General features: G+C 62.8%; 19 protein-coding genes and 1 tRNA gene. 18 read left to right on the top strand and 2 right to left on the bottom strand.

Translation table 11 applies throughout. The features are described 5' to 3' along the window. Positions 1 to 16: 16 nt before the first annotated feature. The 17 genes from ndk to AABB87_RS14200 all read left to right on the top strand — a co-directional run bounded on the left by ndk (position 17) and on the right by AABB87_RS14200 (position 16,940). Complete coding sequence (gene ndk / locus AABB87_RS14280) at positions 17 to 442, top strand: nucleoside-diphosphate kinase (RefSeq protein ID WP_058720391.1); 426 nt, start codon at positions 17 to 19, stop codon at positions 440 to 442. A 67-nt stretch (positions 443 to 509) separates the two neighbouring features. After that, the gene (gene rlmN, locus AABB87_RS14275) at positions 510 to 1,646 is read left to right on the top strand and encodes a 23S rRNA (adenine(2503)-C(2))-methyltransferase RlmN (protein ID WP_341971842.1); all 1,137 of its coding nucleotides are present in this window, start codon (positions 510 to 512) and stop codon (positions 1,644 to 1,646) included. A gap of 28 nt (positions 1,647 to 1,674) precedes the next feature. Further along, complete coding sequence (gene pilW / locus AABB87_RS14270) at positions 1,675 to 2,517, top strand: type IV pilus biogenesis/stability protein PilW (protein ID WP_341971841.1); 843 nt, start codon at positions 1,675 to 1,677, stop codon at positions 2,515 to 2,517. 24 nt (positions 2,518 to 2,541) lie between these two features. Further along, a complete protein-coding gene (locus AABB87_RS14265) occupies positions 2,542 to 3,555 on the top strand; it encodes a helix-turn-helix domain-containing protein (protein WP_341971840.1) in 1,014 nt (337 codons plus the stop codon). 5 nt (positions 3,556 to 3,560) lie between these two features. Next, positions 3,561 to 4,856 carry a flavodoxin-dependent (E)-4-hydroxy-3-methylbut-2-enyl-diphosphate synthase gene (gene ispG, locus AABB87_RS14260; protein WP_058720388.1) on the top strand — a complete coding sequence of 432 codons (1,296 nt, stop codon included), beginning with the start codon at positions 3,561 to 3,563 and terminating at the stop codon, positions 4,854 to 4,856. Positions 4,857 to 4,884: 28 nt separating this feature from the next. Then, positions 4,885 to 6,201 (top strand): histidine--tRNA ligase, encoded by a 1,317-nt coding sequence (hisS, locus tag AABB87_RS14255; RefSeq protein WP_341971839.1) that lies wholly within the window; start codon positions 4,885 to 4,887, stop codon positions 6,199 to 6,201. A 69-nt stretch (positions 6,202 to 6,270) separates the two neighbouring features. Beyond that, complete coding sequence (locus AABB87_RS14250; RefSeq protein ID WP_341971838.1) at positions 6,271 to 6,948, top strand: YfgM family protein; 678 nt, start codon at positions 6,271 to 6,273, stop codon at positions 6,946 to 6,948. After that, the gene (bamB, locus tag AABB87_RS14245; protein ID WP_341971837.1) at positions 6,945 to 8,099 is read left to right on the top strand and encodes an outer membrane protein assembly factor BamB; all 1,155 of its coding nucleotides are present in this window, start codon (positions 6,945 to 6,947) and stop codon (positions 8,097 to 8,099) included. The genes AABB87_RS14250 and bamB overlap by 4 nt, the downstream gene beginning before the upstream one ends. Positions 8,100 to 8,156: 57 nt before the next feature. Next, positions 8,157 to 9,497: a ribosome biogenesis GTPase Der gene (gene der, locus AABB87_RS14240; protein ID WP_058720385.1), complete on the top strand. Its 1,341-nt coding sequence runs from the start codon at positions 8,157 to 8,159 to the stop codon at positions 9,495 to 9,497. Positions 9,498 to 9,605: 108 nt separating this feature from the next. Continuing rightward, the gene (gene hfq / locus AABB87_RS14235) at positions 9,606 to 9,851 is read left to right on the top strand and encodes an RNA chaperone Hfq (protein WP_058720384.1); all 246 of its coding nucleotides are present in this window, start codon (positions 9,606 to 9,608) and stop codon (positions 9,849 to 9,851) included. A gap of 189 nt (positions 9,852 to 10,040) precedes the next feature. Further along, positions 10,041 to 11,300, top strand: coding sequence for a GTPase HflX (hflX, locus tag AABB87_RS14230; RefSeq protein WP_341971882.1), 1,260 nt, complete (start codon positions 10,041 to 10,043; stop codon positions 11,298 to 11,300). A gap of 2 nt (positions 11,301 to 11,302) precedes the next feature. Then, entirely contained in the window at positions 11,303 to 12,643 is a 1,341-nt protein-coding gene (gene hflK / locus AABB87_RS14225) for an FtsH protease activity modulator HflK (protein WP_445944874.1), read from the top strand. 21 nt (positions 12,644 to 12,664) lie between these two features. Continuing rightward, complete coding sequence (gene hflC / locus AABB87_RS14220; RefSeq protein ID WP_341971836.1) at positions 12,665 to 13,564, top strand: protease modulator HflC; 900 nt, start codon at positions 12,665 to 12,667, stop codon at positions 13,562 to 13,564. A 14-nt stretch (positions 13,565 to 13,578) separates the two neighbouring features. Further along, positions 13,579 to 13,770 carry a DUF2065 domain-containing protein gene (locus AABB87_RS14215; protein WP_058720382.1) on the top strand — a complete coding sequence of 64 codons (192 nt, stop codon included), beginning with the start codon at positions 13,579 to 13,581 and terminating at the stop codon, positions 13,768 to 13,770. Positions 13,771 to 13,823: 53 nt separating this feature from the next. Next, positions 13,824 to 14,987, top strand: a complete 1,164-nt coding sequence (locus tag AABB87_RS14210) for an ATP phosphoribosyltransferase regulatory subunit (protein ID WP_341971835.1) — start codon at positions 13,824 to 13,826, stop codon at positions 14,985 to 14,987. Between the two features lie 52 nt (positions 14,988 to 15,039). Next, entirely contained in the window at positions 15,040 to 16,383 is a 1,344-nt protein-coding gene (locus tag AABB87_RS14205) for an adenylosuccinate synthase (RefSeq protein WP_058722294.1), read from the top strand. A 35-nt stretch (positions 16,384 to 16,418) separates the two neighbouring features. Then, positions 16,419 to 16,940, top strand: coding sequence for a phosphoribosyltransferase (locus AABB87_RS14200; RefSeq protein WP_058720380.1), 522 nt, complete (start codon positions 16,419 to 16,421; stop codon positions 16,938 to 16,940). 231 nt (positions 16,941 to 17,171) lie between these two features. Here AABB87_RS14200 and AABB87_RS14195 read toward each other — a convergent pair. Continuing rightward, positions 17,172 to 17,256, bottom strand: a tRNA-Leu gene (locus AABB87_RS14195). A gap of 112 nt (positions 17,257 to 17,368) precedes the next feature. On the opposite strand from AABB87_RS14195, the gene rnr reads away from it, so the two are divergent. Next, positions 17,369 to 19,696, top strand: a complete 2,328-nt coding sequence (rnr, locus tag AABB87_RS14190; RefSeq protein ID WP_445944873.1) for a ribonuclease R — start codon at positions 17,369 to 17,371, stop codon at positions 19,694 to 19,696. Between the two features lie 117 nt (positions 19,697 to 19,813). Here rnr and AABB87_RS14185 read toward each other — a convergent pair whose 3' ends face one another. Continuing rightward, complete coding sequence (locus AABB87_RS14185) at positions 19,814 to 21,340, bottom strand: NAD(P)H-hydrate dehydratase (protein ID WP_341971834.1); 1,527 nt, start codon at positions 21,338 to 21,340, stop codon at positions 19,814 to 19,816. Between the last annotated feature and the right edge of the window lie 42 nt (positions 21,341 to 21,382).

The following is a 21,382-nucleotide window of genomic DNA, read 5'->3' as shown; positions in this document are numbered from 1 at the left end:
ATTTCAGGAGAAAACCATGGCTATCGAACGCACTCTGTCCATCATCAAGCCCGACGCCGTCGCCAAGAACGTCATCGGCCAAATCTACGCTCGCTTTGAAGGCGCTGGCCTGAAGATCGTGGCTGCCAAGATGGCCCACCTGTCGCGTGGCGAGGCTGAAGCCTTCTACGCCGTGCACAAGGCACGTCCTTTCTTCAACGACCTGGTCAACTTCATGATCTCCGGTCCCGTCATCATCCAAGCTCTGGAAGGCGAGAACGCCATCCTGAAGCATCGCGATCTGATGGGCGCTACCGATCCGAAGAAGGCCGAGAAGGGCACCATCCGTGCTGACTTCGCTGACAGCATCGACGCCAACGCCGTGCACGGTTCCGACGCCGCCGAAACAGCAGCGCAAGAAATTGCGTTCTTCTTCCCCGGCATGAATGTTTACAGCCGTTAATTCGGCAGTCGCAAAGCCTCTTGTGCCTCGGCCTTGAGGCCGCGCGACACAAGAGGATTGAAGACTCATGGACGCAGCCGTCAACCTGCCTGGACTCACGAACCTACTCGGTTTCGACCTCGAAGGCCTGGCCGCGTACTGTGAGCAGCTGGGTGAGAAGCGCTTTCGCGCCACCCAGCTTTTCCGTTGGATCCATCAAAAAGGTGCGTCTGATTTTGATCAGATGACCGACCTGGCCAAGTCGCTGCGCGACAAGCTGGCTTCACGCGCATGCGTCACGGCGCTGCCCGCTATCTCCGAACATATTTCCACCGATGGCACTGTCAAATGGCTGTTTGACGTCGGTGCCGGCAATGCGGTCGAAGCGGTGTTCATTCCCGAAACCGACCGCGGCACCTTGTGCATTTCCAGCCAGGCCGGTTGTGCCGTGGGTTGCCGTTTCTGCTCCACCGGCCACCAGGGTTTTAGTCGCAATCTCGACACTGCCGAGATCATTGCCCAGCTCTGGTTCGCCGAGCACAGCCTGCGCAAGCGCTTCAATCAGACCGAGCGCGTCATCTCCAATGTGGTGATGATGGGCATGGGCGAGCCGCTGCAGAACTACAGCGCCCTGGTGCCCGCCCTGCGCATGATGCTGGACGACCATGGCTACGGCATGTCGCGCCGTCGCGTCACGGTCTCGACCTCGGGCGTGGTGCCCATGATCGAGCGCCTGCGTGACGATTGCCCGGTGGCTTTGGCCGTGTCCTTGCACGCGCCGACCGATCCGCTGCGCGACCAGCTCGTGCCGCTGAACAAGAAGTACCCCATCGCTGAACTGCTGGACGCCTGCAACCACTATCTGGAAAAGGCGCCACGCGACTTCATCACCTTCGAGTACTGCATGCTGGACGGCGTCAATGACACGCCCGAGCAAGCGCATGCCTTGGTGGAATTGCTGCGCGGCCATGTGTCCTGCAAGATCAATCTGATCCCCTTCAATCCCTTCCCGGCCTCCGGCTTGAAACGCAGTGCGAACGAGCGTGTCAAGGCCTTTGCCGATGTGCTGCTGCAGGCAGGCCTGATCACCACGGTGCGCAAGACGCGCGGTGACGATATCGACGCAGCTTGCGGGCAGTTGGCCGGTGAGGTGCAAGACCGCACCCAGGTGCATGTGCGCATGGTGCGAGCGCCAATAGTGGTAAAAGGCGCGAGCCCTTCCTGAACCTCCGTTCTTCAGCCAGCCCGCCGCCATGAAAAACTTCTCGTCAGTTTCCGATGCGCCTGTCTCGACTTGCTCGCATTTTTTGACCCGACCCTTGCTGGCGCTGATGGTGGCCGCCACCGCGCTCATGGTCGGTTGCGCCGCGCCGCAAGGCAATGAGCGGGAAGTGCCCCGCACCGATTTCGATTCCACCGACGCTGATCGCCGCGCTTCCGTGCGCATGGAGTTGGCCGGTGGCTACTTTTCGCGCGGCCAGTACGACACGGCGCTGAACGAGGTCAAGCAGGTCTTGGCGATCAAGCCGGATATGCGCGAGGCGCTGAATTTGCGCGGCCTGATCTACGGGGCCTCGGGTGAGACCCAGTTGGCCGAAGACAACTTCCGCCGCACCTTGAACCTGTATCCGCAAGACCCGGATACCTTGCACAACTACGGCTGGATTCTGTGCCAGCAAAAGCGCTGGGCGGCCGCGCAAGAGCAGTTTGATCGTGCGCTGGCCCAGACCAGTTACCGCGCGCCTTCGCGTACCTGGCTGGCCAAGGGGGTGTGTGAGGCGCGTGCAGGCCGCCAGGCCGCGGCCGAGCAGAGCCTGCAGAAGGCTTTTGAATATGATCCTGCCAGCCCAGCCGTGGCCTTCAATTTGGCCGAGGTGCTGTACCGCAGCCAGCAATATGAGCGCGCGCGTTTCTACATTCGGCGCGTCAATGCGCAGACCGAACAGAGCAATGCCCAAAGCCTCTGGCTGGCATTGAAAATAGAGCGCGGCATGGGCAGCAGCGCGGGCGTGGCGGATCTGAGCCAGCAGTTGCGCAAGCGCTATCCGCAGTCCTCGGAGCTGAAGGCTCTGGATGCGGGCCGCTTCGACGAATAAAGAAGAACAAGAGGGAATGAACGCATGACTTCGAATCTGAGCGGGTCTGCTGCCAGTGAGGCAGCCGAAGCAACCGACTTGCCCGCTGCAGAAGTGAGCAGCGGCGCGCCGCAATCGGCCGGTGCTTATCTGCGCGCCGCGCGTCAGCAAAGCGGCCTGCACATCGCTGCGCTGGCTGTCATGCTCAAGGTGCCACAGGCCAAGCTGGAGGCCATTGAGGGCGACCGTTGGCAGGACCTGCCCGATATGACTTTTGTGCGCGCCTTGGCCAAAGCCATGTGTCGTGCGCTGAAGGTTGACGCCGGCCCGGTGATGGCCATGCTGCCGAGCAGCGAGGACAAGGTTCTGAGCGTGTCGCGTGGCTTGAATACGCCTTATCGCGACCGCTCCGCCGACAGTTTTTCCCTGGAATTGCTGGGCCGCCCGGTCGTCTTGGGCGCGGGTGGCTTGCTGGTGGCTGCGGCCGTGGTCTTTTTCATGCCCGCTGACTGGTTGCAGAACTTGACCGCCAAGAGCCAGCCTGCGCTCGACATGCCCGCCGCAAGCGTGCCGGTTTTGGCCGCGCCTTCAGCGCCTGCTCAAGACTTGGCGCCGGTGGTGCCGGGTGCCAGTTCACTGGCCGCGTCCGTCGAGACCAATGCTCCGGTGTTGGCGAATGCGCCGGCATCCGCCGCTGCGGCATTGACGACGTCGTCATTGAGCCCGGCGCCGGTGAACACGGCCCAACTGGCGGCCAAGCCCGCTTTGGGCGCCACGCCGACGGCCAGCGCGCCTGTGCCCGCACCGGTTCCTGGCCTTGGCCAAGTGCCTTTGCGCGTCAAGATCAGCGACGAATCCTGGGTCGAGGTGGTGGACGCCAAGGGCCAGGTCTTGCTTTCCAAGTTGCTGCGCCCCGGCGATGAGCAGAACCTCGTCGGCACGCCGCCGCTGAAGATCCGCGTTGGCAATGTGGCCGGTACCGAGCTGACCCTGCGTGGCAGCTTGGTGGATTTGAAAGCCCAGTCACGTGACAACGTGGCCCGCATCGAACTGAATTGAACATCATGAGCAGCAGCGACATCATTTTGGACAGCAATATCGAGCAGGCGATTGCCGCCGCCATGCCGGCCCCGCGCCGCTCGCGCCAGGCGCAAGTGCGCCAGGGTTCGCGCATCGTCACCATCGGTGGCGACGCGCCGGTGCGGGTGCAGTCCATGACCAATACCGACACGGTGGATGTGATCGGCACGGCCATTCAGGTCAAAGAGCTGGCGATTGCCGGCTCGGAGCTGGTGCGCATCACCGTCAATACGCCGGAAGCGGCCGAAGCGGTGCCGCATATCCGCGAGCAGCTCGACCGCATGGGCATTGATGTGCCGCTGGTGGGTGACTTCCATTACAACGGCCACCGCTTGCTGACCGACTATCCGGCCATGGCGCAGGCCTTGGCCAAGTACCGTATCAACCCCGGCAATGTGGGCAAGGGCGATAAGCGTGATCGCCAGTTCGGTCAGATGATCGAAGCGGCGATCAAGTACGACAAAGTCGTGCGCATCGGGGTCAACTGGGGCAGCCTGGATCAAGAGTTGCTCGCCAGCATGATGGACGAGAACGCACTGCGCGCCGTGCCTTGGGATGCCAAGCAGGTGATGTACCGCGCACTGATCCAGTCGGCCCTGAGCTCGGCGGCCTATGCCCGTGAACTGGGCCTGAACCCCGACAACATCATCATCAGCTGCAAGGTCAGTGGCGTGCAGGACCTGATCTCGGTCTACCGTGCCCTGGCCGCGCGTTGCGATTACGCCCTGCATCTGGGCCTGACCGAAGCCGGCATGGGCACCAAGGGCACGGTGGCTTCTGCCACGGCCCTGTCCATCCTGCTGCAAGAGGGCATTGGCGACACTATCCGCGTCTCGCTCACGCCTCAGCCCGGTGAAGCCCGCACCCAAGAGGTGGTGGTGGCGCTGGAGATTTTGCAAAGCCTGGGTCTGCGCGCCTTTAATCCCAGCGTGACCGCTTGCCCCGGCTGCGGCCGCACCACCAGCACCACCTTCCAGGAACTGGCCAAGCAGATCGACGACTTCCTGCGTGCGCAGATGCCGGTCTGGCGTGCCAAGTATCCCGGCGTGGAAAACCTCAAGGTCGCCGTGATGGGCTGCATCGTTAACGGCCCCGGTGAGAGCAAGCATGCCGACCTGGGCATCAGCCTGCCCGGCACCGGCGAGGCCCCGGCCGCCCCGGTCTTTATCGACGGTGAAAAGGCCCTGACCCTGCGTGGTGACAATATCGCCAACGAGTTCCATGCCTTGGTGGAAAGCTATATCGAGAAACGTTTCGGCGCTGCGGCCCAAACAGCCTGAATCCGCCTGAAAACAAAGAGCGCCATTGATGACTGAAGTACAAGCGAAAAAATTGCCCCAGCTGCAAGCGGTCAAGGGCATGAACGACATCCTGCCGGCCGAGTCGGCCCGCTGGGAATGGCTGGAAGCCAAGATGCGCAATGTCTTGCAGCGCTATGGCTATGCGAATGTGCGCACACCTATCGTCGAGCCCACCGCCTTGTTTGTGCGTGGCATCGGCGAGGTAACTGACATCGTCGAGAAGGAGATGTACGCCTTCGAAGACCGCGCCGACAAGCATGGCCAAGCCGAGCATCTGGCCCTGCGCCCCGAGATGACCGCCGGCGTGGTGCGCGCCATGATCGAGCATTCCTATCTGCGTGACTCGGGCCGCCGCCTGTACTACTTCGGTCCTATGTTCCGGCGCGAAAAGCCGCAAAAAGGCCGCTATCGCCAGTTCCACCAGATGGGCGTGGAGGCACTGGGCTTTGCCGGCCCGGACGTCGATGCCGAAGTGATTCTGATGGGCAGCCGCCTGCTGCGCGAGCTGGGCCTGGTGGACGGCGAACATGTTCGCCTGGAGTTGAACTGCCTGGGTGAAGTGGCCGAGCGCCGCGCCCACCGCGAAGCCTTGATTGCCTATCTGGAGCAGCATAAAGAGCTGCTGGACGAAGATAGCCAGCGCCGCCTCTACACCAACCCGCTGCGCGTGCTGGACACCAAGAATCCGGCTCTGCAGGCCATGGCCAATGCAGCGCCCAAGCTGCTGGACTTCCTGGGCGAAGCCTCGCTGGCGCACTTCAATGGCGTGCGCGCCATTCTGGATGCGGCCGGTGTGGCCTACCAAATCAACCCGCGCCTGGTGCGTGGCCTGGACTATTACAACCTGACCGTGTTCGAGTGGGTCACCGACAAACTAGGCTCGCAAGGCACGGTCTGCGGCGGTGGCCGCTATGACGGCCTGATCGAACAGCTGGGCGGCAAAGCTGCGCCGGCCGTGGGCTTCGGCATGGGCATGGAGCGCATGCTCTTGCTGCTGGAAGAAGTGGGTGTCTTGCCCAGTGCCCCGGTGCCGCAAGCCTATGCCATCGTGCCCTCGGTCAAAGGCTTGCCTCAGGTGATGGTGACGCTGGAGGCGCTGCGAGCCGCCGGCGTGTCGGTGGTCTTGCACCCTGGCCAGAGCAGTATGAAATCGCAGTTCAAGAAGGCTGATGCCAGTGGCGCCGCCTTCGCCCTGATCTTTGGCGAGGACGAAGTCGCCCAGGGTCAGGTGGCGGTCAAGCCCTTGCGCGCCGAAGGGGCTGAGCAATTCATTCGTCCCATGGCCGATGCCTCGGCTTGGGCGGCCGAGCTGCTCAACGCATAATCGCGACCGGCTGAGTCCTTTGATGATTCATGCCGGCCACTTTCGCTAATTCAAAGAAACTTCTCATCCATGGCGTCGCATCTCGATCTCGAAGAACAAGAACAGTTAGACCAGCTGAAGGCATTCTGGAAGCGCTGGGGCAATCTCATCACCTGGGGCCTGACCCTGGCCGTGGCCGTATTTGCCGCCTGGACCGGCTGGAACTGGTACCAGCGCGACCAAGCCATCAAGGCCGCCGCCATGTATGACGAGCTGGACCGTGCGGTGCAGCTGGGCGAGGCCGACAAGGCCGGCCGTGTCTTCACCGACTTGAAGGATCGCTACCCCGGCACGGCCTACGCCGCCCAAGCTGCCCTGCAGGCCGCCAAGGTGCAGTTCGACAAGGGCAATGCCGATGCCGCCCAAGCCAGCCTGGCCTGGGCCGCCGATAACGCCAAGGCCGACGAGTACCGCGACATCGCGCGCTTGCGCCTGGCCGGCTTGCAACTCGACGCCAAGAAGTACGACGAAGCCGGCAAGACGCTGGATGGCATCAAGTCCAAGGAATTTGCTGCGCTGCAGGCCGACCGCCGTGGCGATCTGTTCAAGCTGCAAGGCAAGCCTGAGCAAGCCAAGGCCGAGTATCTGAAGGCCCATGCCGCGATGGACAAGACGCAGGACTATCGCCACCTGGTGGAAGCCAAGCTGGCCACCTTGGGTGTGGCCATGCCTGACGAAGCGGCTGCTGCCGCCGGAGCTGGCAAATGAGTCGCCTGACGAGCTGGGTCTCGGGTCGTCAGCTGCAGCGCGGCGCGGCGCTGCTGGCGGTGTCGGCATTGTTGTCGGCATGCTCCCTCTTCGGTGGGGACAAAGCGAGCAAGCCTGCTGAGCTGGAAAAGATCACACCCGCCATTGCTGGCCGCGTGGTCTGGAACAGCAGTCTGGACAGCGTGCAGTTCCCGCTCTCCATCGCTGCCGTGGCCGACCAATTTGTGGTGGCCGGCACCGATGGTGTGGTGACTGCTTTGCAAGCCGCTAATGGCAAGCCTTTGTGGCGTGCCGATGTCGGCCAAAAACTCAAGGCTGGTGTGGGTAGCGATGGCCGCTTTGCCGCCGTGGTGACCCGCAATAGCGAGTTGGTGGTGCTGGAAGCGGGCCGCGTGCTGTGGCGCAAGACCTTGCTGACACCGGTGATCACCGCGCCCCTGGTGGCGGGTGAGCGGGTGTTTGTGCTGTCGGTGGACCGTCAGGTTCTGGCCTTCGATGCCCAAGAGGGCCGCAAGCTTTGGGAAATGCGCCGCCCGGGCGACGCGCTGACTCTGGCTCAGCCGGGTGTGATCGGTGCCTTCAAAGACACCTTGATCGTCGGCCAAGGCGCACGCCTGACCGGCGTTGACCCGAACAAGGGCACTGTGCGTTGGGAGGCCAGCGTGGCCAATCCGCGCGGCACCAACGAAGTTGAGCGTTTGGCTGACCTGGTTGGCCCGATGTTCCGCAGCGGCGATCTGCTCTGCGCCCGTGCCTTCCAGTCGGCCGTGGGTTGCGTCAATGCTGACCGTGGCCTGGCCCAGTGGAGCCGCAATGTTGGCGGCATCAACGGTGTTGGTGGCAGCGCAAGCCTGGTGGTTGGCGGCGATGCTTCCGATCGTCTGACCGCCTGGAATATCAATAACGGCGAAGTGCAGTGGACGGCGGAGCAATTCCTCAACCGCAAGCTCAGCGCGCCGTTGCTGCAAGCTTCCACCGTGATCGTGGGTGATTTTGAAGGCCAGGTGCATTTCCTGTCTGCCGAAACCGGCAAGACCCAGCTGCGCCTGAGTACCGATGGCTCGCCCATCGTTGCCGCCCCCGTGGCCTTGGGGCAAACCGTGTTGGTCGCCACGCGCAAGGGCGGTTTGTACGCCTTTCGCCCTGAGTAAGCAGGCCGGCGGCCAGCAATTTGTAGTTCAGTAGTCAACAGCAAAAAGAAGAAAAATATGAAACCTGTCATCGCACTCGTCGGGCGCCCCAATGTGGGTAAGTCCACCTTGTTCAACCGGATGACCAAGAGCCGCGACGCCATCGTGGCCGACTTCGCCGGTTTGACCCGCGACCGCCATTACGGCGACGGCCGCATCGGCAATCGCGAGTACATCGTGATTGACACCGGCGGCTTCGAGCCCGACAGCACGACAGGCATCGTCAAGGAAATGGCCAAGCAGACCCGCCAGGCCGTGGCCGAGGCGGATGTGGTGATTTTTGTGGTGGACGTGCGCTTGGGCCTGTCGGCGCAAGACTCCGACATCGCCCGCTATCTGCGCCAAGCCAGCAAGCGCGTGTTCGTGGCCGTCAACAAGGCCGAGGGCATGAGCGAGTCGCCCCTGCTGGCGGAGTTCCATGAACTCGGCATGGGCAACCCGATCCCAATCTCGGCCGCACACGGCCAGGGCATTCGCAGCCTGCTCGACATCGTGCTCGAACCCTTCGAGTTCGCGGAAGAGGAAGACGGCGAATCCGGCGCCGCGCCGGACGGTGTGATCCGCTTGGCCGTGGCCGGCCGCCCGAACGTGGGCAAGAGCACGCTGATCAACACCTGGCTAGGCGAAGAACGCTTGGTGGCATTCGATATGCCCGGCACCACGCGCGACGCGATTGCCGTGCCCTTCGAGCGCAATGGTCAGCAGTTCCAGTTGGTGGATACGGCCGGCCTGCGCCGCAAGGGCAAGGTCTTCGAGGCGATCGAGAAGTTCTCGGTGGTCAAGACTCTGCAAGCCATTGCCGACGCCAATGTGGTGCTGCTGCTGATCGACGCCACTCAGGGTGTGTCGGACCAAGACGCGCACATCGCCGGCTATGTGCTGGAAAGCGGCCGCGCGGTGGTGATCGCCATCAACAAATGGGATGCCATCGACAGCTATCAGCGCGAACTGCTGGCACGCTCCATCGAGCAGCGCCTGGCCTTCATGAAGTTCGCGCCTGTGCTGCACATCTCGGCCTTGAAGCGTCAGGGTCTGGGGCCGCTGTGGGGCGCCTTGGCTGACGCCTATTCCTCGGCCTACAAGAAGATGACCACGCCGGTGCTGACCCGCCTGATCCAAGAAGCGGTGGAGCACCAAACGCCCAAGCGCAGCGGACACTATCGTCCCAAGCTGCGATACGCCCACCAGGGCGGCATGAACCCGCCCTTGGTGATCGTGCACGGCAATTCGCTGGAAGGCGTGACCGAGGTCTACAAACGCTATCTGGAAGGCCGCATTCGCGCGCACTACAAATTGGTCGGCACGCCGCTGCGGATCGAGATGCGTTCCTCCAAGAATCCTTTCGCGGACAAGGAGTGACCCCGTCACCTCCTGCCCCGCCGGCAGCACTGAGGCTTACCCTGTGTTAAGGTGGAAACCGTTAGTTCGAACTCGTTTGTTTATCCCTCTCACAACACGGAGCATATCGTGAGCAATAAAGGCCAACTCTTGCAAGACCCCTTCCTGAACCTGCTGCGCAAAGAGCATGTTCCGGTCTCCATCTACTTGGTTAACGGCATCAAGTTGCAAGGCCATATCGAATCGTTCGACCAGTATGTGGTGCTGCTGCGCAACACAGTGACCCAGATGGTCTACAAGCACGCCATTTCGACCGTGGTGCCAGGCCGTGCCGTGAATTTCCACACCGCTGACGCGGCCGACGACGCTGCTTGAATCCGGCGACCCGCCCCAGCCTGCCTCGCCTGAAATGCTGTCGCCTAACTCGGCGTTAGCACTTGAAGCAAAAGCAGGCGGGCGGGTTGTTTGATGACTGGGCTGGCCCAAAACAAAGACACCTTGAGTTCATCCGCTTCCACTGCTTCTTTCCCCACCGCGACGCCGCCCTCTGAGGCGGCGCGCGCCATTCTTGTCGGCGTTGATTTCGGCCGCAACGCCAAGGGTTCGACCTTCGATGCGACGCTGGACGAGCTGGCCTTGCTGGCCGAATCGGCCGGTGACACTCCGGTGGCGCGTGTCATCGCCAAGCGCCAGGCGCCCGATGCCGCGCTGTTTGTCGGCTCCGGCAAGGCCGATGAAATCAAGCTGCTGGTGCAGGCGCACCAGGCCCACACCGTGTTGTTCGACCAGGCGATTTCGCCCGCGCAACAGCGCAATCTGGAGCGCGTGCTGGGCGTGCCCGTGGCCGACCGCACCGCCTTGATCCTGGAGATTTTTGCCGCCCGCGCCAAGAGCCATGAAGGCAAGATGCAGGTGGAATTGGCCCGCTTGCAATACCTGGCCACGCGCCTGGTGCGGCGCTGGAGCCACTTGGAGCGGCAAAGCGGCGGCATCGGCATGCGCGGTGGCCCCGGTGAGGCGCAGATCGAGTTGGATCGGCGCATGATCGATGACCGCATCAAGACCATCAAGGACAAGCTCAAGAAGGTGCAGCGCCAGCGCAGCACCCAGCAGCGCGCCCGCGCCCGCAACAGCGTTTTCCGTGTCTCCTTGGTGGGCTACACCAATGCGGGCAAGTCGACCCTGTTCAATGCCTTGGTGAAGGCGCGCAGCTACGCGGCCGACCAACTCTTTGCCACGCTGGACACGACCACCCGCTCGCTGTATCTGGAGCAGGCTGGCATGAGCGTGTCGCTGTCCGACACGGTGGGTTTCATCCGCGACCTGCCGCACAAATTGGTCGAGGCCTTCCGTGCCACGCTGCAGGAAGCGGCCGATGCCGACTTGCTCTTGCATGTGGTGGACGCCGCCTCGCCGAACTTGGATGAGCAGATGCGCGAGGTCGAGCGCGTGCTGGCTGAAATCGACGCCGCCGGCATTCCGCAGATCCTGGTCTACAACAAGCAAGACATGCTGGACGAAGACCAGCGCCCGCGCGAGGCCATGGATTGGCTGGAGCGGCCCGATGTGGGGCGGGGCGGTGCGGTGCGCGTGCCACGCGTGTTTGTCAGTGCGCTGGACGGCACTGGCCTGGATATCTTGCGCGAACAGATCGTGCTGGCCATGCAGCGTGCGCCTAGCGACGCAAGCAGTGACCCCCGCGATCCGCGCGACTTGAATTTCCGCACATCCCCCCAAGCTGGCGGGATGGACTTTGATTCCGAGCAAAACCCTTTGGCTGACTCCGATCCGGATGCGGCTGACCCATTCCCTACACAGGCATGAGCATGAATACCTTTGAGCCCGTGAGCCGTGCGCGGCCGCTGACGACCACCCCGGGTGGGCAAGTCAAAGCCCTTGCACTCGCCGCCCAGGCCTTGATCGCCGGCGCCGCCTTCAAGCTGATGCCGCGCGGCTGGCAAGAAGGGCGCTTGCTGAACAATGGCCGCAATGACGGCCCGCCCGATTTGGACGAGTTGTGGCGTGACTTCAACAAGAAGTTGTCCGGCATGTTCGGTGGCGGCAACGGTGGCAATGACAAGCCCGGTGGCAATAACAACAACGGCAACAACAGCCCCAACTTCCAGCCCGATATGAAGAGCGCCGGCATCGGCGCGGCGCTGATCGCGGGTGTGGTGGTGCTGGGTTGGCTGGGCAGCGGCTTCTTCATCGTGCAAGAAGGTCAGCAAGGCGTGGTCACGTCCTTCGGCAAGTACAGCAAGACGGTCGAGGCTGGCTTCCAGTGGCGCCTGCCTTACCCCTTCCAAGCGGTGGAGGTGATCTCGGTCACCCAGCTGCAGCAAGTGGAAGTGGGGCGCGCGATCGTGGTGCCTTCTTCTGGCCTGCGCGATTCGTCGATGCTGACCCAGGACGAGAACATCGTCGACATCCGCTTCACCGTGCAGTACGTGCTGAAGAATGCGCGTGACTATCTGTTCGAGAACCGCAATCCCGATGAAGCCGTGGTGCTGGCGGCCGAGTCGGCCGTGCGCGAGATCGTCGGCAAGAGCAAGATGGATTCGGTGCTTTACGAGCAGCGCGATGCGATTGCTGTTGAGTTGGTGCAATCGGTGCAAGCGCAGTTGGATCGCCTGAAGTCCGGCATCCTGGTCAAGAGCGTCAATGTGCAGAACGTGGCTCCGCCCGAGCAAGTGCAGGCGGCGTTTGACGATGCCTTCAAGGCCGGCGCCGACCGCGAGCGCCTGAAGAACGAAGGCCAGGCCTATGCCAACGATGTGATTCCCAAGGCGCAAGGTACGTCGGCGCGCTTGATGGAAGAAGCCGAGGGCTACAAATCCCGCGTCGTGGCGCAAGCCGAAGGTGATGCGCAGCGCTTCAAGAGCGTGCTGGCTGAATACCAAAAGGCCCCCGCGGTGACGCGTGACCGCCTCTACATCGACACCATGCAGCAGGTCTACTCGAATGTCAGCAAGGTGATGGTGGACAGCCGCAGCGGCTCGAACCTGCTTTACTTGCCGCTTGATAAGCTGATTCAGCAGACGGGTGCGGGCAATGTGACGGTGTCGCCACCGGTCGTGGTGAGCCCAGCTACCGAGAGCCCGGCGCCCAGCACTGGCGCCAATGACCTGAGATCACGTGACGGCCTGCGTAGCCGTGACGGCCGCTGATTAGAGCCGGGAGATAAAGACATGAATCGTATTGCCGCCATCGTCGCGGGTGCTCTGGTTGCTTTCATGGTGGCCAGCTCCATGCTGTTCATCCTGGATCAGCGCCAGTTTGCCGTCGTCTACTCACTCGGTGAAATCAAGGAAGTCGTCACCGAGCCTGGCCTCAAATTCAAGATGCCGCCGCCGCTGCAAAACGTGGTCTTCCTGGATCGCCGTGTGCAAACGCTGGACAGCCCTGAGTCGCGCCCTATCTTTACCGCTGAAAAGAAAAGCTTGGTGATCGACTGGCTGGTGAAGTGGCGCGTGGCCGAGCCGCGTCAGTTCATCCGCAACAACGGCGCCAATATGCGTAACGTTGAAAACCGACTGAGCCCGGTGGTGCAGGCGGCCTTCAACGAAGAAGTCACCAAGCGCACCGTGCTGGCCGTATTGGCCACCGAGCGCGAGAAGGTGATGAACGATGTGCGCGCCCGTCTGGTGGACGAAGCCAAGCAGTTCGGTATCGAGATTCTGGACGTGCGCATCAAGCGCGTGGACTTCGCTGCCAACATCACTGATTCGGTCTACAACCGCATGAAGTCCGAGCGTCTGCGCGTGGCCAATGAGGCACGTTCTACCGGTGGTGCTGAAGGCGAAAAGGTTCGCGCCGATGCCGACCGCCAGCGTGAAGTGATCGTGGCGGAGGCCTATCGCGATGCGCAAAAGATCAAGGGTGAGGGTGATGCCAAGGCGTCGGCGATCTACGCCGAGTCCTTCGGCCGTGACCCGCAATTCGCCCAGTTCTATCGCTCGCTGGAAGCCTATCGCAACACCTTCCGCAACAAGTCGGACGTGATGGTGCTGGACCCCAGCAGTGACTTCTTCAAGGCCATGCGTGGCGCTGGCGCCAACGCCGCACCTGCACCTGCGCCGCGTAAATAAGCCTTAAGCCCGAGGTGTCGACCGATCTGATCTTCGGTGCCTTGGCGCTGATGTTGGTGATCGAGGGCCTGTTGCCCTTGATCAATCCGACCCTGTGGCGTCAGGTGTTCGCTCGTATGTTGGGCATGACGGACGGGCAGATTCGCTTCGTCGGTTTGTCAAGCATTTTGGCGGGAGCCCTGTTGCTGGCACTGGTCTGGCAGTGAATCTGGCCTTTGGGCCGGTACAATGCCGTTTTTAACCGCTGGCGAAAATTCACATGGCCTCTGCTTGGTTGCTACCCGAGCATCTTGCTGACGTTCTGCCCTCCCAGGCGCGTCGTATCGAAGAGATGCGGCGTGAGTTGCTGGACATGGCGCGCACCTACGGCTGTGAGTTGGTCATGCCGCCGCTGCTGGAGCATCTGGAATCCTTGCTCTCCGGCGCCGGCCATGAGCTCGATCTGAAGACCTTCAAACTGGTCGATCAGTTGTCAGGCCGCTCCTTGGGTCTGCGCGCCGACACCACCCCACAAGTTGCGCGCATTGATGCGCATTTGCTCAACCGAGCCGGCGTGACCCGCTTGTGCTACTGCGGCCCGGTGGTGCACACCCGCCCGGCTGGCCTGCATGCCACACGCGAGCCATTGCAGTTCGGCGCTGAAATCTATGGCCATGCCGGCCTGGAAGCTGACCTGGAAGTGCAGGAGATGGCGCTTGAAGTCGTGCGTCGTGCTGGCCTGCAAGGCGCCACCTTGGACTTGGGCGATGCCCGTCTGGTGCGCGGCGTCTTGGGTGATGTGAAGCTCAAGCCGGCCGATTTGCAAAACCTGGTGACGGCACTCGCCACCAAGGATGCGCCGGCTGTGCAAGCCATGTCGGCGCAGTTGCCTGCCACGGTGTTGCAGGGTCTGCAAACCCTGCTGTCTTTGTATGGCGGCGTGGAGGTTTTGGAGCGTGCGCGAGCGAGCTTGCCTGCGCACCCCGAGATCACCGCGGCCCTCAATGACTTGCAATGGCTGGCCAAGCATTTGCAGCTGACGCATCCCGAGATGCGCCTGAGCTTCGATCTGGCCGACCTGACTGGCTATGCCTACTACAGCGGCGTGCGCTTTGCGCTCTATGCTCAAGGCTCCAGCGATGCCGTGCTGCGCGGCGGCCGTTACGACGAGGTGGGCGCGGTGTTCGGTCGCCGCCGTCCGGCGGTGGGCTTCAGCCTGGATTTGAAGACGCTGGTGGCCCTGACGCCCAGCAGCCCCTTGCGTGCCGCTGTGCGGGCGCCCTGGGGTGAAGATGCCAGCCTGCGTGCTGCGGTGCGTCGCCTGCGCGAAGCGGGTGAGACCGTGGTGTGCATATTGCCCGGCCATGAGCACGAGGGTGACGAATTTGATTGCGACCGCGAATTGGTGCTGGTCGACCAACAGTGGGTGGCACGCGCGCTTTGAAAAGCTGCGCTGCTGACCTGACCTAATTTTTTTGATCATCGGAATGAGCAAGATGAATAGCGAAATCTCCCGCGGCCGCAATGTGGTGGTGGTTGGCACCCAATGGGGTGACGAAGGCAAGGGCAAGGTTGTTGACTGGATGACCGATCACGCCCAAGGCGTGGTGCGCTTCCAGGGCGGCCACAACGCCGGCCACACCTTGGTCATCAAGGGCGTGAAAACGGCCTTGCAACTGATCCCCTCGGGCATCATGCGCGACGGCGTGGCCTGCTATATCGGCAATGGTGTGGTGGTGGATCCCACCCACTTGCTGAGCGAGATCGAGCGCTTGGAAAAGGCCGGTGTGGAAGTGCGTTCGCGCCTCTTCATCAGCGAGTCCTGCCCGCTGATCCTGCCCTTCCATGTGGAAGTGGACAAGGCTCGCGAAGCCCTGCGTGAAAGCAGCGGCAGCGGCAAGATCGGCACCACTGGCAAGGGCATTGGCCCGGCCTACGAAGACAAGGTGGCGCGCCGCGCTCTGCGCGTGCAGGACCTGAAGCACCCCGAGCGCTTCGCCAAGAAGCTGCGTGAATTGCTGGAGTTGCACAACTTCGCTTTGTCGGGTTATCTGAATTCGACGGCGCTGGAATTCCAGCCCATCTTCGATCAAGCCATGAAGATGGCCGAGCTGATCAAGCCGATGATGGCCGATGTGGGTTACATGATCCACAAGGCTCACCTGGCAGGCGCCAACATCTTGTTCGAAGGCGCGCAAGGCACGCTGCTGGATATCGACCACGGCACCTACCCCTATGTGACCTCGAGCAACTGCGTGGCCGGCAATGCCGCCGCTGGCGCCGGCGTTGGCCCGCAAATGCTGCACTACATGCTGGGCATCACCAAGGCCTACACCACCCGCGTGGGTTCGGGCCCGTTCCCGACGGAGCTGGAGTGGGAAAAAGAAGGCACGGTGGGCTATCACCTCGCCACTGTCGGCCAAGAGCGTGGCACGGTCACTGGTCGGGCTCGCCGTTGCGGCTGGTTTGATGCCGCTGCGCTGAAGCGTTCGGTCATCATCAACGGCATCACTGGCTTGTGCATCACCAAGCTCGACGTGCTGGACGGCCTGAGTGAGATCAAGATGTGTGTGGGCTACGAGATGGATGGCCGCCAGTTTGACATCCTGCCCCTGGACGGCGATGAGATCGCGGCCTGCGTGCCGGTCTACGAAACCTTCCCCGGCTGGACCGAAACCACCTTCGGCGTCACTGAATGGGACAAGCTGCCCGTCAATGCGCGCCGTTACCTCGAGCGCATCAAGGAAGTCATCGGCGCGCCGATAGACATGGTCTCCACCGGCCCCGACCGCGAACACACGATTCTGCTGCGTCACCCCTATGTGGGCGCCGTCGCCTGATCCGCATTCACTAGATTTACAGGAGTTCCCCCATCATGTTGACCGACGACGGCAAGCACTTGTACGTGTCCTGGGATGAGTACCACATGCTCACCGAGCGCTTGGCGCTGAAGATCCACGCCTCCGGCTGGGAGTTTGACCAGATTCTTTGCCTGGCCCGTGGCGGCATGCGCCCCGGCGACGTGCTCTCGCGCGTGTTCGATAAGCCGCTGGGCATCATGTCCACCAGCTCTTACCGCGCCGAAGCTGGCACCATCCAGGGCCGCCTGGACATCGCCAAATACATCACCATGCCCAAGGGCGAGTTGGCTGGCCGCGTGCTGTTGGTGGATGACTTGGCGGATTCGGGCGTTACGCTCAAGGCCGTGGTCGAGCGCCTGCGTGGCATGCCTTCGATCAGCGAGCTGCGCTCGGCGGTGATCTGGACCAAGGGTGTGTCGAGCTACACGCCGGACTATTACGTCGAGATGCTGGATACCAGCCCCTGGATCCATCAGCCCTTCGAGGAATACGACGATATGCGCCCGGACGCCCTGGCCAAGAAATTCGTCGTCTGAACTAGAGCGCCCCACGCTTTTGTTCTTCAGCAATGACAAACAAGCCGACCGCACGCAAGTGCCGTCGGCTTGTTGTTTATTGCGGGGTGCTCAAGAAAAATTTGCGCCTGCATCGTTGTTTCGCCTGGCAAAGGCGCGGACACAAAGCAAAATGGCCGCATGTTCGCGGCCATCAAAAACAGTTCCAACAAAAACAAAAGCCAACGCATCAGCGTTGGCTTTTGAAAAATTTGGTGCCCAGGAGAGGACTCGAACCTCCACGGAGTTACCCGCTAGTACCTGAAACTAGTGCGTCTACCAATTCCGCCACCTGGGCAAGGTTTAAAACAGCTTCTTTTCAGAAATTGTTTTAACGTTTCAGGAAAGACAAGGATTCTATCATCAAAAACTTTAAGAACGCAAGTCAGTCCCCGCAAGAAGGTGCCAGCCTGCTTAGCGAAGTCGACGGCACCCTGCAAGGTCATCGCGACGGGCATGGCTTTTTGATCCCCGACGAGGGCCTGCAGGACGTCTATCTGCCGCAGCAGGAGATGCATGCCGTCATGCATGGCGACCGCCTGCGCGTGCGCATCACCCGCTACGACAAACGCGGCCGCCCCGAGGGCAAGGTGCTGGAGATTCTCGAGCGCAAGAAGAAGCCCATCATCGGCCGCCTGCTGCTGGAGTCGGGTATCTGGCTGGTGGCGCCCGAAGACAAGCGCATGGGCCAGGACATCCTGATCCCCAAGAACGGCACGGCCAATGCCACTGCCGGGCAGGTGGTGGCGGTCGAATTGATCGAGCCGCCTTCGCTGTATTCGCAGCCGGTGGGCCGTGTGGTGGAGGTCTTGGGTGAGATCGATGATCCCGGCATGGAGATCGAGATCGCGGTGCGTAAATACGATGTGCCGCATCGCTTCAGCGCCGAGACCCTGGCGCAAGCTGCCAAGCTGCCCGAGAAGCTGCGTGCCATCGATTTGAAGGGCCGCATCGACCTGCGTGACGTGCCCTTGGTCACCATCGACGGTGAAGATGCGCGCGACTTCGATGACGCCGTGTTCTGTGAGCCGCACAAGCAGGGCCGCGGCAAGACCGCCTTCAGCGGCTGGCGCTTGCTGGTGGCTATTGCGGATGTGAGCCACTACGTCAAGCCGGGTGACCCGCTGGACGGTGATGCTTACGAGCGCGCCACCTCGGTCTACTTCCCGCGCCGCGTCATTCCGATGTTGCCGGAAAAATTGTCCAACGGCCTGTGCTCGCTCAACCCGAATGAAGACCGGCTCTCGATGGTCTGCGACATGCTGGTCAGCGAAAGCGGTGAGGTGCAGGCATATCAGTTCTACCCTGCGGTGATCTGCTCGCACGCCCGCTTCACCTACAACGAGGTAGCGGCGATTCTGGGTAATACCCATGGCCCAGAGGCTGCCAAGCGGCGCGATCTGGTGCCGCATCTGCTGCATTTGCATGAGGTCTATCGCGCCTTGCTGGCCGAGCGTGGCCGCCGCGGTGCGATTGACTTCGACACGACTGAGACGCAAATCGTCTGTGACGATAACGGTCGCATCGAGAAGATCATCCCGCGCACCCGTAACGAGGCGCATAAGCTGATCGAAGAGGCGATGCTGGCGGCCAACGTCTGCGCCGCTGACTTCATTGCCGATGCCAAGCATGGCTCGCTCTTCCGTGTCCACGAAGGCCCGACGCCTGAGAAGCGCGTGGCCTTGCAGGCCTATCTGCGCGCCCTGGGTCTTGGCCTGAGCATTGGTGATGATCCCAAGCCCAAGGAGTACCAGGCCATTGCCGCGGCCACCAAGGATCGCGTTGACTCGACCCAGATCCACTCGATGCTATTGCGCTCCATGCAGCAGGCCATGTACACCTCGGCCAATGCGGGTCACTTTGGCCTGAGCTACGAGGCTTACACGCACTTCACGAGCCCGATTCGGCGTTATCCCGACCTGCTGGTGCACCGGGTCATCAAGTCGATTCTGGCGAACAAGCGCTATCACCTCGATGCTGGCAAGATGAATGTGCCGATGCCGACCAAGCGGCCGGGGCGTGCCCAGCCCATCGATCCCGCCAAGGCCTCCACCGAGATCGAACGCTGGGAAGTCGTTGGCGCCCATTGCAGCGCCAACGAGCGCCGCGCCGACGAGGCCTCGCGTGATGTCGAGGCCTGGCTCAAGTGCCGCTATATGCGCGAGCATTTGGGTGAAGAGTTCGCTGGTACCGTCAGCGCCGTGGCCAGCTTCGGTCTGTTCGTGCAACTCGACGCGCTCTACGTCGAGGGCATGATTCACATCACCGAGTTGGGTGGCGAATACTTCAAGTTCGACGAAGTGCGGCAGGAGTTGCGCGGCGAGCGCACCGGCCTGCGCTACGCCACCGGCGCCCGCGTGCAGGTGCAGGTCAGCCGCGTCGATCTGGATGCGCGCAAGATCGATTTCCGCCTGATCAACGACAGCGAAGAGGCCAAGCTGGTGGCGCGCGCACAGCGTGACAAGGCTGGCGCTGCGGCGCCAACGCGCGGCACCATGAGCGCGGCAGAGGCCTTGGAAGAAGTGCGCCGGCATGACCGCGAGGTCAAGTCATCGGGCAAGCGCTCGGCCAAGCCGGCGCGCCGCAAGTCCGGCCCCTCGCAGGCCATGGCTAGCCCGGCGCATCCGGTCAAGGCAGCGCGCGCGGAGGCTCGCAATGATGGGCGTAGTGGGGCGCGAAAGGGTGCCGCCAAACCAGCGGCGGCTGCGGCTGAACCGCGCGCTCGTAAGCGGCGCTGAGCGTTTTTTGGGGTGCCGCTGTGCACTCCGCGCTGGTGCCAATGATGCTGCCCTTTGCGGGCAGCATTGCTTGGCGTTGGCGTTGGTGGCAGGTGCTGCCGGCAAGTCTTGCCTGGCTCAGTCCTCGGCAAAGCGCGAGCGCATGGCATGCATCCGTTCCACAAGCGCCCCTGCGCGCATCGGCCCCAGGGCTTGGCTTTGCCCGGCGAGTCCGTGCCAATGCACGGCGGCTGCCGCCAGGGCTTGGGGATCTTGCTGAGGCGCCTGCGCCCATAGCCCAGCCAGCCAGCCGGCCAAAACATCGCCGGTGCCGGCGGTGGCCAGAGCGGCGCTGCCACTGGAATTAATGAGCGGCTTCTGCTGCATCTGCGATGGTGCCGTGATGACGGTGCCCGAGCCCTTCAGAACGACATAACTCTCAAATCGATCGGCGAGCTGCTGGGCGGCGGCCAGTCGGTCCGCCTGTACGGTCTTGGTGTCGCAGCCCAGCAAGCGTGCGGCCTCGAGCGGGTGAGGTGTCAGCAGTGTTGCCTGTTGGCGCGCGGCTCTTTGCTGCAGTTGCGATTGAAGGTTGGGATCGGCCGCGATGGCATTGAGCGCATCCGCGTCCAGCACCAGTCGCTCGGCCTGCGTCAGTACGGTGGGCAGCGTTGCCGCCACTTCTTGGCCGCCACCGCAGCCGCACAGCACGGTGCGCCCGGCCCATGTGCTGGGCTCGCCAAGCCGGCTGAGGCTTAGTTGCATCAGCTCAGGGGCTTGGGTGTCCAGCTCGTTCAATGGCGCGGTTTCGCGTGTGGGGTCCAGCGGGCAGGCGTACACCCTGCCGGCGCCTGCGGCCAATGCGGCTCGTGCTGCCAAGCGCAGGGCGCCGCGCAGGCCCGGTGCGCCGCCAATCGCCAGCACATCGCCTTGGCTGCCTTTGTGCTGCTTGTGGCTGGCGGGGCGTGTCCAATCGCGCAGGCAATCGAGGCCGATCATTCGGGCGTCGGGCTGGTCGGGTGGCACGCCCAAGGCGTCGAACCAGATTTCGCCGCAGCAGGCGCGGCCGGCGCCGGTGAATAAGCCGGGCTTCAGGCTCAGTAAGCAAAGCGTGTGCTGGGCCCGCACCACCAGGTCGGCGTAGCAACTGCCGCTGTCGGGTGCCAGGCCGCTGGGCAGGTCCACCGCCAGCACGGGCGCGCTCAACTGATTGAGCGCCTGAATGGCTGTGGCGATGGCGCCGCTCGGCGCGCGATCGGTGCCCAGGCCCAGCAGCGCATCGATGGCCAGGCCGCTATCGTCGGGCGGGGTCAGGTCTCGCGTGATTGGCACGCCAGCCGCTTGCGCAGCCAGCAGCGCCGTTTGCGCGTCGGCGGGTGTGTGCTTGGTGCTTGGGATCAGGCTGATCCGGACGCGCCGGCCATGAGCGTGCAGCAGGCGCGCAGCCACCAAACCGTCGCCGCCGTTATTGCCGGGGCCGCAGACGACCCAGAAGGCGCGAGCGGCATCTGGCTGCAGGGCCAGTGCCAGCTTGGCCAGGCCCAGCCCGGCGCGCTCCATCAAGCTTGGGCTGGCTTTCTGGGCCAGGGCGCGCGCCTCCATGGCGCGGGCGCTGGCGGCCATGAACAAGGGCAGGGTGTGTAGCGGCTTGTTGAGATGGATCACAGCTGGATTGTGAGCCTTATTTCCGTCGAGCCATCAGGCCCC

Source organism: Roseateles sp. PN1, from assembly GCF_038419725.1.
GTDB lineage: Bacteria > Pseudomonadota > Gammaproteobacteria > Burkholderiales > Burkholderiaceae_C > Paucibacter_A.
The sequence above is the reverse complement of the archived record's forward strand: the minus strand, read 5'-3'. Positions and strand labels throughout refer to the sequence as shown.